The organism is Streptomyces sp. AM8-1-1 (assembly GCF_032229325.1).
GTDB lineage: Bacteria > Actinomycetota > Actinomycetes > Streptomycetales > Streptomycetaceae > Streptomyces > Streptomyces achmelvichensis.
Window position 1 is genome coordinate 6,691,844 of the sequence record NZ_CP135086.1, and the last position, 15,582, is coordinate 6,707,425.

A 15,582-nucleotide genomic window follows, 5' to 3' on the forward strand; every position below is an offset into this window, starting at 1 on the left:
GAACTCCTCTACATTCGGTCCGGGCCCATTCTGCCCTGACCATCCTCCGGCGATTCGGCCGGGGAAATGCTCAGCGGATATACCGGGGGAGTGCCGCCGAATTCCGGACAGACCGCCTGGTGGTCGCACCAGCCGCACAGCTTCGTCGGCCGCGGCCGCCAGTCGCCCGTCTCCGTCGCGAGCCTGATCGCCTCCCACAGAGCCAGCAGCTTGCGCTCCATACGCTCCAGGTCCGCCGGGACCGGGTCATAGGTGAGGACGTCGCCGCTGCCGAGATACACCAGCTGGAGCCGGCGGGGGACGACCTGCTTCAGCCGCCAGATCACCAGGGCGTAGAACTTCATCTGGAACAGCGCGCCCTCGCTGTACTCCGGGCGCGGGGCCTTGCCCGTCTTGTAGTCCACGATCCGCACCTCGCCGGTGGGCGCGACGTCCACGCGGTCGATGACACCGCGCAGCCGCAGCCCCGACTCCAGCTCGGTCTCGACGAACATCTCCCGCTCGGCGGGCTCCAGCCGCGTCGGGTCCTCCAGCGAGAACCACCGCTCCACCAGCGACTCGGCCTCGCCCAGCCAGCGCGACAGCTGCTCGCCGCCCTCGTCCGCGTCGAAGAGCTCGCTGAGCTCCGGCCGGTTCTCCAGCAGCCGGTCCCACTGGCCCGGGATCAGGGCCTTCGCGCGCGGAGCGGTGCGCTCAGCGGCGGGTGCGTCGAAGAGCCGCTCCAGGACCGCGTGGACGAGGGTGCCCCGCGTGGCCGCCTCACTCGGCTTCTCCGGCAGCCTGTCGATCACCCGGAACCGGTACAGCAGGGGACACTGCATGAAGTCGCTCGCCCGCGAGGGCGACAGTGACGCGGGCTGCCGGGCCGGCATCGGCTCCTGACTCGTACTCATGACGCAGACCCTACGACCCGCCACTGACAGCGAGCGCAATACCATCGACCTCAGACCCTGAGCACTGCATGATCGAACGAACGATGCATCGGCAATCCCGCGACGAAGGGAACACGTGAACGAGGACGACACGGGCGACGAGCGCGGCCGCGCCCGGACGGACGGCGGGGGAGCCGGACCCGGTGGCGGCAAGCGGAAGCGCTCCGACGGCCCCGGCGGCGGAATCCTGATGGGCCGTCCCTTCGGTGTGCCGGTCTACGTCGCCCCCAGCTGGTTCATCGTGGCCGCCCTCATCACCTGGGTGTTCGGCGGCCAGCTCGACCGTGTGCTCCCCGAGCTCGGCGGCGCCCGCTATCTGGTCTCGCTCTTCTTCGCGGTCGCCTTCTACGCCTCCGTGCTCGTGCACGAACTGGCGCACACCGTCGCGGCGCTGCGCTTCAAGCTGCCGGTCCGCCGGATCCAGCTCCAGTTCTTCGGCGGGGTGTCGGAGATCGAGAAGGAATCGGAGACACCGGGCAGGGAGTTCATCCTCGCCTTCGTCGGACCGCTGCTCTCCCTGATCCTGGCGGCCGTCTTCTACCTGGGCATGTTCGCCGTCGACCCCGGCACGGTCCCCGGCGTCCTGCTCGCCGGGCTGATGATCTCCAACCTGATCGTCGCCGCCTTCAATCTGCTGCCCGGACTGCCGCTGGACGGCGGCCGGATGCTGCGGGCCGTCGTCTGGAAGATCACCGGCAAGCCGATGAGCGGCACCATCGCGGCCGCCTGGGTCGGCCGGGCGCTCGCCGTCGCCGTCCTCATCGGCCTCCCGCTGCTGACCCACACCGGCGCCCTCGGCAATGCCACCGAGGACATCGGCGGCATGGAGACCGTCACCGACGCGCTGCTCGCGGCGATCCTCGCGGCGATCATCTGGACCGGAGCCGGCAACAGCCTTCGCATGGCCCGGCTGCGGGAGCACCTGCCGGAGCTTCAGGCGCGCACCCTCACCAGGCGGGCCGTGCCGGTGGAGTCCACCACGCCGCTCTCCGAGGCGCTGCGCCGGGCCAACGAGGCCGGTGCCCGCGCCCTCGTCGTCGTCGACGGCCAGGGCGATCCGACCGGCCTGGTGCGGGAGGCCGCGATCGTGGGCGTCCCCGAGCACCGCCGGCCCTGGGTCGCGGTCAGCGGACTGGCCCAGGACCTCACGGAGGGCATGCGGATCCCCGCCGAACTGGCCGGCGAGGCACTCCTGGACCGCCTGCGCGCGACCCCTGCCACCGAGTACCTGGTGGTGGAGAAGAGCGGCGAGATCTACGGCGTCCTGTCCACGGCGGACGTCGAGCGCGCCTTCGTCGCCGCGATGGCCCGCCCCCAGGGCTGACGGCCGGCCCGCGCGCGCGGCGGGGCGACAGGTTCCAGCCACTCCCCGGAGGTCCTGTCGATCTTCCGGCCGGGGCAGGCAGCGCGCCCCCGGCGTGGTCCCCGGGCCCTGTCGGTGCCGGTAGGCTGGTCACATGTCCGAACCGACCGGTGCCGCCCGCCGACGCGGGCCCTTCAAGGTCGGGGACCAGGTCCAGCTCACCGATCCCAAGGGACGCCACTACACGTTCACGCTCGAGGCCGGGAAGAACTTCCACACCCACAAGGGGTCCTTCCCGCACGACGAGCTGATCGGTGCTCCTGAGGGCAGTGTTGTCCGTACCACGGGAAACGTCGCCTACCTCGCGCTGCGCCCCCTGCTCCCCGACTACGTCCTGTCCATGCCCCGCGGCGCCGCCGTGGTCTACCCCAAGGACGCGGGGCAGATCCTGGCCTTCGCCGACATCTTCGCCGGCGCGCGCGTCGTCGAGGCCGGGGTGGGCTCCGGCTCGCTCAGCGCCTTCCTGCTGCGCGCCATCGGCGACCACGGGATGCTGCACTCCTACGAGCGCCGCGAGGACTTCGCCGAGATCGCCCAGCAGAACGTGGAGCGCTACTTCGGCGGTCCGCACCCTGCCTGGCAGCTCACCGTGGGCGACCTCCAGGACAATCTGACCGACGCCGATGTCGACCGCGTCATCCTGGACATGCTGGCCCCCTGGGAGTGCCTGGAGGCCGTCTCCAAGGCGCTCGTCCCGGGCGGCATCCTGTGCTGCTACGTGGCGACCACCACGCAGCTCGCGCGCACGGTGGAGTCCATCCGCGAGATCGGGTGCTTCGCCGAGCCGCAGCCGTGGGAGTCCATGATCCGCAACTGGCACGTCGAGGGTCTGGCCGTCCGCCCGGACCACCGGATGATCGGCCACACCGGCTTCCTGGTCACCGCGCGCCGCCTGGCCGACGGTGTCGAACCCCCGATGCGCCGCCGCCGGCCCGCCAAGGGCGCGTACGGCGAGGACTACGAGGGCCCCAACAAGGGCTGACGCTCGCGGCCGGGCCGGCACTCGCGGAGTGCCGGTTCCCGTACAACGTCAGGACGCCGCCGCCGAGTTCCCCGATCGCATTCGGGAACTCGGCGGCGGCGTCTTCGCGTTGCCGCCCCCGTTCCCGCACGATTTCTTGACCTGCGCGGCACGACCCCGCTGTTCCGCGCCACTGTGACGTATGGCACGATGCAGACCTCCCTCTCCCGCCGCCGACCCCTGGCCGGCTCCGCAGTCACAGGAGACTTCACGCGTGCAGACCTCCGCGGTCCCGGACCTCGCGCACACCCACGCCCGGCCGGTGCACTGGCTGGCCACCGCGACCGCGATGGCCGCGGTCGTCGCGGCCGCCGGACTCCTTCAGCCGAGGGCCGCGACCGCCTCGCAGCCGGGGCCCGGGACGAACTCGGGCACCGCCGTGGCCGCCGCTCCGGCGCCCGACCCGGCGGCGGTCGAGCTCCCCTTGCAATGCGGTTCCGTGCAGCCCCTGGTGACCGCGCGCGCCTCCGGCGACCTGGACGGCGACGGCAACCCCGAGACGGTGGTGGCGGCCCGCTGCGACGCGGGCTCCGGCACCCCGCCCAGCGGCGTCTACGTCCTGGCCGGTGCCAGGGGAGCGGGCCCCAGGGTGGTGGCCACGCTCGTGGAGCCCGCCCAGAAGCTCAGCGTGGGGGACTTCGCCGTACGTGACGGAGCGATCACGGCCACCCTGCTCGGCTACTCCTCACCGGACGTGCCGAGCTGCTGCCCCGACGTGCGGGAGAAGGTCAAGTGGCAGTGGCAGGGCGGTAAGTTCGTTCGCTCCGCGCAGAACTCGGCAGCGGGTGCGTGAGCCGGCACGCTGAGTGCCCGCTACCGAGCAGTGGGTGCGTGATCGGTCACGGTGCGTCGGGGCCGTAGACCTCGACCCTGTCCGAAACGCGGCGTACATGGATGCAGTCGCCCGGGCACTCCTTGGCGGAGTCCACGACGTCGTTCAGCAGCGGCAGCGGTACGGGCGTTGTGGCGCCGGGGTTCTGCAGCAGCTCGTCGTCCCCGCTCTTCACATACGCGAGCCCGTCGATGTCGAGCTCGAAGACCTCCGGGGCGTACTGCGCGCAGATCCCGTCCCCGGTGCAGAGGTCCTGGTCGATCCAGACCTCCAGGGCGTCTGCGGTGCCTTCGGGCGGAGCCTCGTGCTGCACGGTCATTTCTCCTGCCGTTTCCTTCGTCGGGTGTAGCAATGTGAAGCAAGTCGCGCCAGCCCTGACGGGTGTTGAACACTTCGACGATACCTCCGGCCGCTTTCCGATGTTGATGGGTGGGTATTCCCCTGGCGTGAGGGAGAGCGCAAGGGTGAAGATCGGACACACCCCTACCGTCTTTGTGATCTAGGGGTTTCAATCACCACCCGCCCAGGTAGGGTCAGGAAGCGTCCAGCTCCCCTTGGAGGAGGTGAGGACCGTGGCAGCCCACGACGACGACATCAACCGCGGCATCCGGCCGGGGCGAGGGTCTGAGGACCCCGCCGGTCAGGTTGCCTATCTCGAGCAGGAAATCGCCGTCCTGCGCCGCAAGCTCGCCGACTCTCCGCGTCATACGAGGATTCTCGAAGAGCGGATCGTCGAGTTGCAGACGAACCTGGCCGGCGTGTCCGCTCAGAACGAGCGGCTCGCCAACACGCTCCGTGAGGCCCGCGACCAGATCGTGGCCCTCAAGGAGGAGGTCGACCGGCTCGCGCAGCCGCCGGCCGGCTTCGGTGTCTTCCTGCAGGCCATCGAAGACGGCACGTGCGACATCTTCACCGGGGGCCGCAAGCTCCGGGTGAACGTGAGCCCCAGCGTCGAGCTCGAAGAGCTCCGGCGCGGCCAGGAAGTCATGCTCAACGAAGCGCTCAATGTGGTCGAGGCCATGGAGTTCGAGCGCGCCGGGGACATCGTCACCCTCAAGGAGATCCTCGAGGACGGCGAGCGTGCCCTGGTGGTCGGGCACACCGACGAGGAACGGGTGGTGCGGCTCGCCGAGCCGCTGCTGGACATCACCATCCGCGCCGGTGACGCCCTCCTGCTCGAACCCCGCTCCGGCTACGTCTACGAAGTGGTTCCCAAGAGCGAGGTCGAAGAGCTCGTCCTCGAAGAGGTCCCGGACGTCGACTACGAGAAGATCGGCGGTCTGGGCGGCCAGATCGAGATGATCCGCGACGCGGTCGAGCTCCCGTACCTCTATCCGGACCTCTTCAAGGAGCACGAGCTGCGGCCGCCGAAGGGCATCCTGCTCTACGGCCCGCCCGGCTGCGGCAAGACGCTGATCGCCAAGGCCGTCGCCAACTCCCTTGCCAAGAAGGTCGCCGAGGTGACCGGCCAGCCCGCGGGGAAGAGCTACTTCCTCAACATCAAGGGCCCCGAGCTCCTCAACAAGTACGTCGGTGAGACGGAGCGGCACATCCGCCTCGTCTTCCAGCGCGCCCGTGAGAAGGCCAGCGAGGGCACCCCCGTCATCGTCTTCTTCGACGAGATGGAGTCCCTCTTCCGCACCCGTGGCTCCGGTGTCAGCTCGGACGTGGAGAACACCATCGTCCCGCAGCTGCTCGCCGAGATCGACGGTGTGGAGGGCCTGGAGAACGTCATCGTCATCGGCGCCTCCAACCGCGAGGACATGATCGACCCCGCGATCCTGCGCCCCGGCCGCCTCGATGTGAAGATCAAGATCGAGCGTCCGGACGCGGAGGCCGCGAAGGACATCTTCGCGAAGTACCTCACGTCCTCGCTGCCGCTGCACGCGGACGACCTCTCCGAGCACAGCGGCTCCAAGGACGCCGCGGCGCACGCAATGATCCAGTCGGTCGTCGAGCAGATGTACGCGGAGACCGAGGAGAACCGCTTCCTCGAGGTCACGTACGCCAACGGCGACAAGGAAGTCCTGTACTTCAAGGACTTCAACTCCGGCGCGATGATCCAGAACATCGTCGACCGGGCCAAGAAGATGGCCATCAAGGCCTTCCTCGACCAGAACCAGAAGGGCCTTCGGGTCTCCCACCTCCTCCAGGCTTGCGTGGACGAGTTCAAGGAGAACGAGGACCTGCCGAACACCACCAACCCGGACGACTGGGCCCGGATCTCCGGAAAGAAGGGCGAGCGGATCGTCTTCATCCGCACCCTTGTCACCGGAAAGCAGGGCGCGGACACCGGACGTTCCATCGACACGGTGGCGAACACCGGCCAGTACCTGTAGAAGGCAGACCGGCTGCGGATGCTGGAGGTCCCCCCGCCGAAGGCAGGGGGGACGGGCATCCGCAGCCGGTTGCTTTCGCGACAGGTTCGGCCACACCGGAGCAATGACGAAATTGATCTCCCCACCAGCGCAGAGGCGTTCTAGGCTCGTCGGTACCGCCGAGTCGCGCAGTGCGGGGACGGGCACCGCACACGCACCGGAGCCACAGCGGTACTTGAGCGCCGTTCCCGGAGGGGAGCGCCGCCGGGCAAGGAGGGCCGCATGACCGTACGGCGAGTAATGGGCATCGAGACGGAGTACGGCATCTCCGTTCCGGGCCACCCGAACGCCAATGCCATGCTCACCTCGTCCCAGATCGTCAACGCCTACGCGGCGGCGATGCACAGGGCGCGGCGCGCCCGCTGGGACTTCGAGGAGGAGAATCCGCTGCGGGACGCCCGCGGCTTCGACCTCGCCCGCGAGGCCGCCGACTCCAGCCAGCTCACGGACGAGGACATCGGCCTGGCCAATGTGATCCTCACGAACGGTGCACGGCTGTACGTCGACCATGCGCACCCCGAGTACAGCTCGCCCGAGATCACCAATCCGCGTGACGCCGTCCTGTGGGACAAGGCCGGCGAGCGGATCATGGCCGAGGCCGCCGAGCGCGCGGCCCAGCTCCCGGGCGCCCAGCCGATCCACCTGTACAAGAACAACACCGACAACAAGGGCGCCTCCTACGGGACGCACGAGAACTACCTGATGAAGCGGGAGACCCCGTTCTCGGACATCGTGCGCCACCTGACGCCGTTCTTCGTCTCCCGCCAGGTGGTCACCGGCGCGGGCCGGGTCGGCATCGGCCAGGACGGTCACGAGCACGGCTTCCAGATCAGCCAGCGCGCGGACTACTTCGAGGTCGAGGTCGGCCTGGAGACCACGCTGAAGCGGCCCATCATCAACACCCGCGACGAGCCCCACTCCGACGCCGAGAAGTACCGCCGCCTGCATGTGATCATCGGCGACGCGAACCTGTCGGAGATCTCGACGTATCTGAAGCTGGGCACCACGGCCCTGGTGCTCTCCATGATCGAGGACGGCTTCATCGCTGTCGACCTGGCGGTCGAGCAGCCGGTCCGCACCCTGCACCAGGTCTCGCACGACCCGACGCTCAAGCGCCTGGTCACGCTGCGCAGCGGCCGGACACTCACCGCCGTGCAGCTCCAGATGGAGTACTTCGAGCTGGCCCGGAAGTACGTGGAGGAGCGCTTCGGGGCCGATGCCGACGAGCAGACCAAGGACGTCCTGATCCGCTGGGAGGACACCCTCAACCGGCTCGAGAACGACCCGATGAGCCTCTCGGGAGAGCTGGACTGGGTCGCCAAGAAGGAGCTCATGGAGGGCTACCGCCGGCGCGACAGCCTGGGCTGGGACGCGGCCAGGCTCCACCTCGTGGACCTCCAGTACGCCGACGTGCGGCCCGACAAGGGCCTCTACAACCGTCTGGCGGCCCGCGGGAAGATGAAGCGCCTCCTCGACGAGCAGGACGTCGTACGGGCCGGGACGAAGCCTCCTGAGGACACCCGGGCCTATTTCCGCGGCCGCTGTCTGGAGCAGTACGCGGACGACGTCGCCGCGGCCTCCTGGGACTCGGTCATCTTCGACCTTCCCGGCCGTGACTCTCTGCAACGAGTGCCCACCCTGGAGCCGCTGCGGGGTACACGCAACCACGTCAAGGAGCTGCTGGACCGGTGCCGCACCGCGGAAGACCTGGTCCGGGTGCTGTCCGGAGGCTGAAATGGGTCGCGTAAGGGAATCATCGAGGTGGTCCCCGGACGTTGAGCAAAGTGCGGGGCCGATGTCGGACCCTGCTTGTAGGGTCTGATCTTGACCGAACGAACTCACGTCAGGGCAAACCGAGCGGGGTGAGGGACATGGCGACCAAGGACACCGGCGGCGGGCAGCAGAAGGCCACACGTTCGACGGAGGAGGTCGAGGAGCAGGCGCAGGACGCGCAGTCCTCGGAGGACCTCAAGGAGCGACAGGAGAAGCTGTCGGACGACGTCGACTCCGTCCTCGACGAGATCGACGACGTCCTCGAGGAGAACGCCGAGGACTTCGTGCGTTCCTTCGTCCAAAAGGGCGGAGAGTAACCGCGGTTGTCCGTCCTGGTGCTGTGGGCGAAAGCCGGTGGCACCGGGGCGGATGACCGGCGACGGCGCGGGTAATGTCCGTGCACAGTTCGAAAGATCGGCCCGCGCCGGACATGGCGGGCCGCCGCCAATCCGGAAGGAAACGCGTGGAAGCCAACCCTCGTAGCACCGGGCGTCTGCCGGCAGCCTTCCTGACGCCCGGGTCCTCCTCGTTCATGGACTTCCTGGGCTCGCACTCCCCGGAGATGCTTCCCGGGAAGCGCACCCTGCCGCCTCTGCAGGGCGCGATCGAGGCACCGCACGGCACGACCATCGTCGCGACCACGTTCCCCGGCGGTGTGGTGCTCGCCGGTGACCGGCGGGCCACGATGGGCAACATGATCGCGCAGCGCGACATCGAGAAGGTCTTCCCGGCCGACGAGTACTCGGCCGTGGGCATCGCCGGCACCGCCGGCCTCGCGGTGGAGATGGTCAAGCTCTTCCAGCTGGAGCTCGAGCACTTCGAGAAGGTGGAGGGCGCCCAGCTCTCCCTGGAGGGCAAGGCCAACCGGCTCTCCACCATGATCCGCAGCAACCTCGGCATGGCCATGCAGGGCCTCGCCGTGGTCCCGCTCTTCGCGGGGTACGACGTGGACCGGGAGAAGGGCCGCATCTTCTCCTACGACGTCACCGGCGGCCGCTCCGAGGAGCACGGCTTCGCCGCCACCGGCTCGGGCTCCATCTTCGCCCGCGGGGCGATGAAGAAGCTCTACCGCGACGATCTGACGGAGCAGCAGGCCACCACCCTGGTCATCCAGGCTCTGTACGACGCGGCGGACGACGACTCGGCGACCGGCGGACCCGATGTGGCCCGGCGGATCTACCCCATCGTCACCGTCATCACGGACGAGGGCTTCCGCAGGCTCGGGGACGACGAGTCCGCCGAGATCGCCCGCGCGATCCTGGAGCGCCGTCTGGAGCAGCCCGACGGCCCGCGCGCCGCGCTGCTCTGATGCTCCCCCAGCCACCGCAGGGCAGTGCCTTCACGCCAATGACAGAAAGGGACGGATAGCCGGTGTCGACGCCGTTCTATGTCTCACCCCAGCAGGCCATGGCCGACCGGGCGGAATACGCCCGCAAGGGCATCGCCCGTGGTCGCAGCCTTGTTGTGCTGCAGTACACCGACGGCATCGTCTTCGTCGGTGAGAACCCGTCCCGCGCGCTGCACAAGTTCAGCGAGATCTACGACCGGATCGGCTTCGCCGCCGCCGGCAAGTACAACGAGTACGAGAACCTCCGCATCGGCGGTGTGCGCTACGCCGATCTGCGCGGATACACCTACGACCGCGACGATGTGACGGCCCGCGGGCTGGCCAACGTCTATGCCCAGACGCTGGGCACCATCTTCTCCAGCGCGGCCGAGAAGCCCTACGAGGTGGAACTGGTCGTCGCCGAGGTGGGTGCCACCGCCGACGGCGACCAGATCTACCGGCTGCCGCACGACGGATCGATCGTGGACGAGCACGGCTCGGTCGCGGTCGGCGGCAACGCCGAGCAGATCAGCACCTATCTCGACCAGCGGCACCGCGAGGGCATGTCCCTGGCGGAGGCGCTGAAGCTGGCGGTCCAGGCCCTGTCCAACCAGACCAACGGCAATGACCGGGAGATCCCGGCGGAGCGCCTCGAAGTGGCGGTCCTGGACCGCACACGGCCGCAGCAGCGGAAGTTCAAGCGCATCGTCGGCCGGCAGCTGTCCCGGCTGCTGGAGGCGGACGGTGCCGCCTCCACCCCGACCGACGCACCGTCGGACGAGGAGTCCACGGAGGACGGCGAGGAGTAGCCCGCCGGCCTCTGCGACGACACGACGACCGACTGCGCCCCGGACCGCCCGTGCGGACCGGGGCGCAGCCTTGCGCGGGGTGTTGTGCCGCCCTGGCGTGCCCGGCTCAGGCGGGTGCGGGGGTGGCGGCAGCGCGCGCGGTGGAGCCGCGGGTGACGAGTTCGACCGGCAGCCCGCCCTCCTCCGGGGGCCGTCCGGTGAGGACGGCGAGCAGGGCGGACATACCGCGCTCGCCGACCCGTTCCGCGGGCAGCCGGACGGTGGTGAGCTCCGGCTCCACGGCGGTGGCGAGAGCGAGGTCGTCGAAGCCGGTGACGGAGACGTCCTCGGGCACCCGCAGCCCCAGCCGGCGTACGGCCTTGCAGGCTCCGGCGGCCAGGACGTCGTCGTCGCAGATGAGCGCGGTGGGGCGGGGCCCGGGGCCGGTGAGGGCCGCTTCCGCGGCCTGACGGGCGCCGCCGACGTCGAGCGGCGCGGGCACCGTCGTGACGACCGCGTCGGCGACGGCTCCCAGCGCCTGCGCAAGGGCCGCCGCCCGTACATCGAAGGTCCAGGACGACACGGCCGAGGCGAGGTGCACGAAGCGACGGTGACCGAGCGTCAGCAGATGGTCCGTCACCTGCCGCATGCCGTCGGCGATGTCCAGGTTCACATGGGCCGCCGCCCCCGGGTCGGACGGGTCGCTGTCCAGCATGACCAGCGGGAGGTCCGTGCCGCGGATCTCGGTGAGGGCTTCGGCGGCCATGGAGGAGGCGATCACGCCGTCCAGGGCCGCGCGGGCGGAGGCGAAGGGGTCCCTGGCGGGGCCGACGCCGTCGGGGGACGGGTAGAGGACCACGCCGAAGCCGTGCTCTGCGGCCACGCGGGCGGCGCCGGTGTAGACACGGGCGAAGAACTCGTTGGTGAGGGCGGGCACGACGAGCAGGGCGGTCCTGGTCCGCCCGAGCCGCAGGTTCCGTGCGGCCAGATTGGGCCGGTACCCGAGCTCCCGGGCGACGTCCCGCACAGCGCCGGCCGTCCGCTCGGAGACCCGGCCCCGCCACTTGTCCCCGAGGACGAGCGACACGGTGGCCTGCGAGACCCCGGCGACCCGGGCGACGTCCCGGCTGGTGGGCCGGGCGCCGCCGGGTTCCGCCTCCGCGCCCGCGGCCCGGCCTGCCTGCGCGAGTGCCGGTGCCCTCGGCTCCGTGGATCCCGGTGTCGCCGTGCGCGCGGCCGTCCCCCCCGCCCCGTCCGCCGGCGACGAACCGCGGCGAGGGCCGCGCCCGTGGGGTCCGTCTGACATGGATCGCCGTCCTCGCACCGCTCGTCCGCCGGGTCCGCACCCGTCCGCGGGGGCGGAGCGGTAGACCCGCGGACTGTCGACATGGTACGTATGACGCCGTACGTTATACGTAAAACCTCGGCACTCGCCGAGACGAGAGGAGCGGCAACATGGCCGCGGGAGCCACGGGCTACGCAGACATACTCAAGGCCCCGCACGCCGCCCGGCTGCTGGCCGGGACGCTCGTGGGGCGGCTGCCCAACGCCACCGCCCCCGTCGCCGTCGTGCTGTTCACCCGGGCCGAGGGCGGGAGCTACACCCTCGCCGGCGGGCTCGCCGCCGTGTACGGCATCGCCACCGCCATCGGGCAGCCGCTCCTCGGACGGGCCGTCGACCTGCACGGACAGCCGCGCGTCCAGCTGCCTGCGGCCGTCGTCTCCGCCCTCGGCATGGTTCTGCTGGCCCTCGCCGGGATCGGCTCCCTGCCGCTGGCCTACGCGGCCGTCGCCGTCGCCGGCCTCTTCACCCCGCCGCTCGAAGGCGGTCTGCGGGCCCTGTGGCCGGACGTGCTGGGCCGTGAGGACCGCGTACACCGGGCGTACGCCATGGACGCCGTGGCCCAGGAGGTGATGTTCACCGTCGGCCCGCTGCTGGTCACGCTGCTCGTCGCCGTCTGGTCGGCCGGGGCCGGCCTCTTCGTCATCAACCTCATCGGCGTACTCGGCGCCCTCTCCGTGGTCCTGTCGGAGCCCTCCCGCACCTGGCGGTCGGCGCCCCGTGAAGCCCACTGGCTCGGCGCCCTGCGCTCTCCGGGGCTGCTGGCGCTGCTCGGGGCCTTCTTCTTCGTCGGCCTGGCTCTCGGCTCCATCACGGTCGCCGGAGTCGCGTACGCGGACGACCACGGCCAGGAATCGGTCTACGGCTGGCTCATGGCGGCGCTCGGCCTCGGCGCGCTGATCGGCGGCACCGCCTACGGCGCACGCCAGTGGACCGGCGCCCCCGAGCGCCGGCTGCGGGTCATCGTCGCCCTGCTCGCGCTCGGCTACCTGCCGCTCGTGCTCACCCCCGGTGTCGTCGCCATGACCGCGCTGTGCGCGCTCGCCGGTGTCTTCCTGGCCCCCGCGATCGCGTGCGCCTTCATCGTCGTCGACCGGCACGCGCCGACCGGCACCGTCACGGAGGCTTTCTCCTGGCTGGTGACGACGTTCGGCGTCGGCGCCGCCGCCGGCACCGCGGTCGCGGGCCCGGCCGTCGAGCTCGGCGGCACGGCGTGGAGCTTCGCCGTCGCGGGGGCGGGCGGAATAGCCGCACTTCTGGTTCTGATGACCACTCAGCGGGTCCTCGCAGTTCCCGGGCGTACCAAGGAGATGGCGCGCTCATCGGAAAATGATCGAAACGGTGCTGCCGAACCCGGTTTCAGCTCAGGCCGTGAGGCGTAATGTTCAGACATGGACCGCCGCATTTTCGGGCTGGAGAACGAGTACGGCGTCACGTGCACGTTCAGGGGACAGCGCCGACTGTCACCTGACGAAGTGGCGCGCTACCTCTTCCGCCGTGTTGTCTCATGGGGCCGCAGCAGCAACGTCTTCCTGCGGAACGGCGCCCGCCTCTACCTCGACGTGGGTTCGCATCCGGAATACGCGACACCGGAATGCGACAACGTGACCGAACTGGTCACCCACGACAAGGCCGGCGAGCGCATTCTCGAAGGCCTGCTCGTCGACGCCGAACGCCGCCTGCACGAGGAGGGAATCGCGGGCGACGTCTATCTGTTCAAGAACAACACCGACTCGGCGGGAAACTCCTACGGATGCCACGAGAACTATCTCGTCGCACGCCACGGAGAGTTCTCCCGGCTCGCGGACATCCTCATCCCGTTCCTGGTCACCCGTCAGCTGCTGTGCGGCGCGGGCAAGGTACTCCAGACCCCGCGGGGCGCGGTCTACTGCGTCAGCCAGCGCGCCGAGCACATCTGGGAGGGTGTCAGCTCCGCGACCACCCGCTCCCGCCCGATCATCAACACCCGGGACGAACCGCACGCGGACGCCGAGCGCTACCGCCGGCTGCACGTCATCGTCGGTGACTCCAACATGTCCGAGACGACCATGCTGCTCAAGGTCGGCGCCACCGACCTCGTGCTGCGCATGATCGAGGCCGGCACCGTGATGCGCGACCTGACCCTGGAGAACCCGATCCGGGCGATCCGCGAGGTCAGCCACGACATCACCGGCCAGCGCAAGGTGCGCCTGGCCAGCGGACGCGAGGCCTCGGCCCTCGAGGTCCAGCGGGAGTACTACGAGAAGGCCGTGGACTTCGTCGACCGCCGCGGCATCCGCACCGGCACCGTCGAGCAGGTCCTGGAGCTGTGGGGCCGCACGCTGGACGCGATCGACGCGGAGGACCTCGACCGTATCGGCACCGAGATCGACTGGGTCATGAAGTACAAGCTCATCGAGCGGTACCGGGCCAAGCACAACATGACCATGTCGCACCCGCGTGTCGCGCAGATAGACCTCGCCTACCACGACATCCACCGCCGGCGAGGGCTGTACTACCTCCTGGAGAAGAAGGGCCAGGCGGCCCGGATCTGCAACGACCTGAAGATCTTCGAGGGCAAGTCCGTGCCCCCGCAGACCACCAGGGCGCGGCTGCGCGGCGACTTCATCCGCCGAGCTCAGGAGCAGCGGCGGGACTTCACCGTCGACTGGGTGCACCTCAAGCTGAACGACCAGGCCCAGCGGACCGTACTGTGCAAGGACCCGTTCCGCTCGGTCGACGACCGGGTGGAAAAACTCATCGCGGGCATGTAGCCGCAAGTCGGCCGAACGCGACTCGGGCCCCGTACGTTCCTCGTGCGGGGCCCACGGCACGCCCTAGAGTGTCGGGGACCTACTGTGCCGTCTGAGATCTGAGGAACACGTGCGCCGACTTGCCGGCCTTCTTGTCGTCCCGCTGCTGCTGTTGTCGTCAGTGGCGTGCGGCAGCGATGACAAGGCCTCCGATTCCGCCTCGATGAAGAACGGACTGCCCGCGATCACCGCGGGGGAGAAGTTCGGGCAGAAGCCGACTCTCGCCAAGGGCGAGGGGGATCCGCCCAAGGAGCTGAAGGTCAATGTCATCAGCGAGGGCAAGGGCCAGAAAGTCAAGAAGGGCGACGCGATCCAGGTCAACTACCTGGGCCAGTCGTGGGATTCCACCAAGCCCTTCGACAACAGCTTCGACCGCAAGCAGCCGTTCGATCTGACCCTCGGCGCCGGCCAGGTCATCAAGGGCTGGGACCAGGGCCTCGAGGGCCAGAAGGTCGGCAGCCGCGTCGAGCTGGGCATCCCGCCGGAGCTCGGCTACGGAGCGCAGGGCCAGGGCGACATCAAGCCCAACGCCACGCTCGTCTTCGTCGTCGACATCCTGAAGGCGACCACCATCCCGACGTCCGCCAAGGGCACCGACGTCGCGCAGGACAACATCGACCTGCCGAAGGTGGGCACCAACACCGACGGCAAGGCCCCCACGATGACCTTCCCGAAGCAGGCCGACCCGCCGAAGAAGCTCGTCTCGAACTACGTCATCGAGGGCACGGGACCCGCGCTCACCGACAAGGACAGCGTCGTCGTCCAGTACCAGGCCTTCCTCTGGGCCGGCGGCAAGAAGTTCGACAGCACCTACGACACGGGCAAGACCCAGACCTTCCCGCTCGGACAGGTCACCCTCAAGGGGCTCAAGGACGGTCTGATCGGCAAGAAGGTCGGCAGTCGCGTCCTGCTGGTCATCCCGCCGGACCAGGCCTTCGGTGCCAAGGAGCAGCAGGGCATCCCGAAGAACTCCACGCTGGTGTTCTCCGTGGACCTGCTGACGAAGGTGTAAGACTGTCCGGGTTGCCCCGTTC

14 protein-coding genes are annotated in these 15,582 nt (G+C 69.6%); 11 read left to right on the forward strand and 3 right to left on the reverse strand.

The annotated features are described in order from the left end of the window. Positions 1-8: 8 nt before the first annotated feature. Positions 9-893: a RecB family exonuclease gene (locus RPQ07_RS29850; RefSeq protein WP_313947315.1), complete on the reverse strand. Its 885-nt coding sequence runs from the start codon at positions 891-893 to the stop codon at positions 9-11. Positions 894-1,008: 115 nt separating this feature from the next. On the opposite strand from RPQ07_RS29850, the gene RPQ07_RS29855 reads away from it, so the two are divergent. The 3 genes from RPQ07_RS29855 (at position 1,009) to RPQ07_RS29865 (ending at position 4,109) form a co-directional block, all read left to right on the forward strand. After that, complete coding sequence (locus tag RPQ07_RS29855) at positions 1,009-2,256, forward strand: site-2 protease family protein (RefSeq protein WP_313947316.1); 1,248 nt, start codon at positions 1,009-1,011, stop codon at positions 2,254-2,256. Between the two features lie 133 nt (positions 2,257-2,389). After that, positions 2,390-3,277 carry a tRNA (adenine-N1)-methyltransferase gene (locus tag RPQ07_RS29860; RefSeq protein ID WP_142216178.1) on the forward strand — a complete coding sequence of 296 codons (888 nt, stop codon included), beginning with the start codon at positions 2,390-2,392 and terminating at the stop codon, positions 3,275-3,277. Positions 3,278-3,530: 253 nt separating this feature from the next. Further along, positions 3,531-4,109 (forward strand): hypothetical protein, encoded by a 579-nt coding sequence (locus tag RPQ07_RS29865; protein WP_313947317.1) that lies wholly within the window; start codon positions 3,531-3,533, stop codon positions 4,107-4,109. 46 nt (positions 4,110-4,155) lie between these two features. Here the strand turns inward: RPQ07_RS29865 and RPQ07_RS29870 are convergent, their stop codons facing one another. Next, complete coding sequence (locus RPQ07_RS29870) at positions 4,156-4,467, reverse strand: ferredoxin (protein WP_313947318.1); 312 nt, start codon at positions 4,465-4,467, stop codon at positions 4,156-4,158. 253 nt (positions 4,468-4,720) lie between these two features. On the opposite strand from RPQ07_RS29870, the gene arc reads away from it, so the two are divergent. The 5 genes from arc to prcA all read left to right on the forward strand — a co-directional run bounded on the left by arc (position 4,721) and on the right by prcA (position 10,435). After that, on the forward strand, positions 4,721-6,487 hold the full coding sequence (gene arc / locus RPQ07_RS29875) for a proteasome ATPase (RefSeq protein WP_313947319.1): 1,767 nt from the start codon (positions 4,721-4,723) through the stop codon (positions 6,485-6,487). A gap of 261 nt (positions 6,488-6,748) precedes the next feature. Then, entirely contained in the window at positions 6,749-8,260 is a 1,512-nt protein-coding gene (dop, locus tag RPQ07_RS29880; protein WP_340472207.1) for a depupylase/deamidase Dop, read from the forward strand. A gap of 137 nt (positions 8,261-8,397) precedes the next feature. Beyond that, positions 8,398-8,616: a ubiquitin-like protein Pup gene (locus RPQ07_RS29885; protein ID WP_037651273.1), complete on the forward strand. Its 219-nt coding sequence runs from the start codon at positions 8,398-8,400 to the stop codon at positions 8,614-8,616. A gap of 146 nt (positions 8,617-8,762) precedes the next feature. Next, positions 8,763-9,608 carry a proteasome subunit beta gene (gene prcB / locus RPQ07_RS29890; protein WP_313947320.1) on the forward strand — a complete coding sequence of 282 codons (846 nt, stop codon included), beginning with the start codon at positions 8,763-8,765 and terminating at the stop codon, positions 9,606-9,608. A gap of 62 nt (positions 9,609-9,670) precedes the next feature. After that, the gene (gene prcA, locus RPQ07_RS29895) at positions 9,671-10,435 is read left to right on the forward strand and encodes a proteasome subunit alpha (protein ID WP_313947321.1); all 765 of its coding nucleotides are present in this window, start codon (positions 9,671-9,673) and stop codon (positions 10,433-10,435) included. A 106-nt stretch (positions 10,436-10,541) separates the two neighbouring features. Here the strand turns inward: prcA and RPQ07_RS29900 are convergent, their stop codons facing one another. Next, positions 10,542-11,720: a LacI family DNA-binding transcriptional regulator gene (locus RPQ07_RS29900; protein WP_313947322.1), complete on the reverse strand. Its 1,179-nt coding sequence runs from the start codon at positions 11,718-11,720 to the stop codon at positions 10,542-10,544. A 149-nt stretch (positions 11,721-11,869) separates the two neighbouring features. Here RPQ07_RS29900 and RPQ07_RS29905 point away from each other — a divergent pair, with 149 nt between their 5' ends. The 3 genes from RPQ07_RS29905 (at position 11,870) to RPQ07_RS29915 (ending at position 15,560) form a co-directional block, all read left to right on the forward strand. Continuing rightward, complete coding sequence (locus tag RPQ07_RS29905; protein WP_313947323.1) at positions 11,870-13,138, forward strand: MFS transporter; 1,269 nt, start codon at positions 11,870-11,872, stop codon at positions 13,136-13,138. Between the two features lie 9 nt (positions 13,139-13,147). After that, positions 13,148-14,509: a Pup--protein ligase gene (gene pafA / locus RPQ07_RS29910; protein WP_313947324.1), complete on the forward strand. Its 1,362-nt coding sequence runs from the start codon at positions 13,148-13,150 to the stop codon at positions 14,507-14,509. Between the two features lie 109 nt (positions 14,510-14,618). Continuing rightward, the gene (locus RPQ07_RS29915) at positions 14,619-15,560 is read left to right on the forward strand and encodes an FKBP-type peptidyl-prolyl cis-trans isomerase (protein WP_313947325.1); all 942 of its coding nucleotides are present in this window, start codon (positions 14,619-14,621) and stop codon (positions 15,558-15,560) included. Positions 15,561-15,582 lie beyond the last annotated feature (22 nt).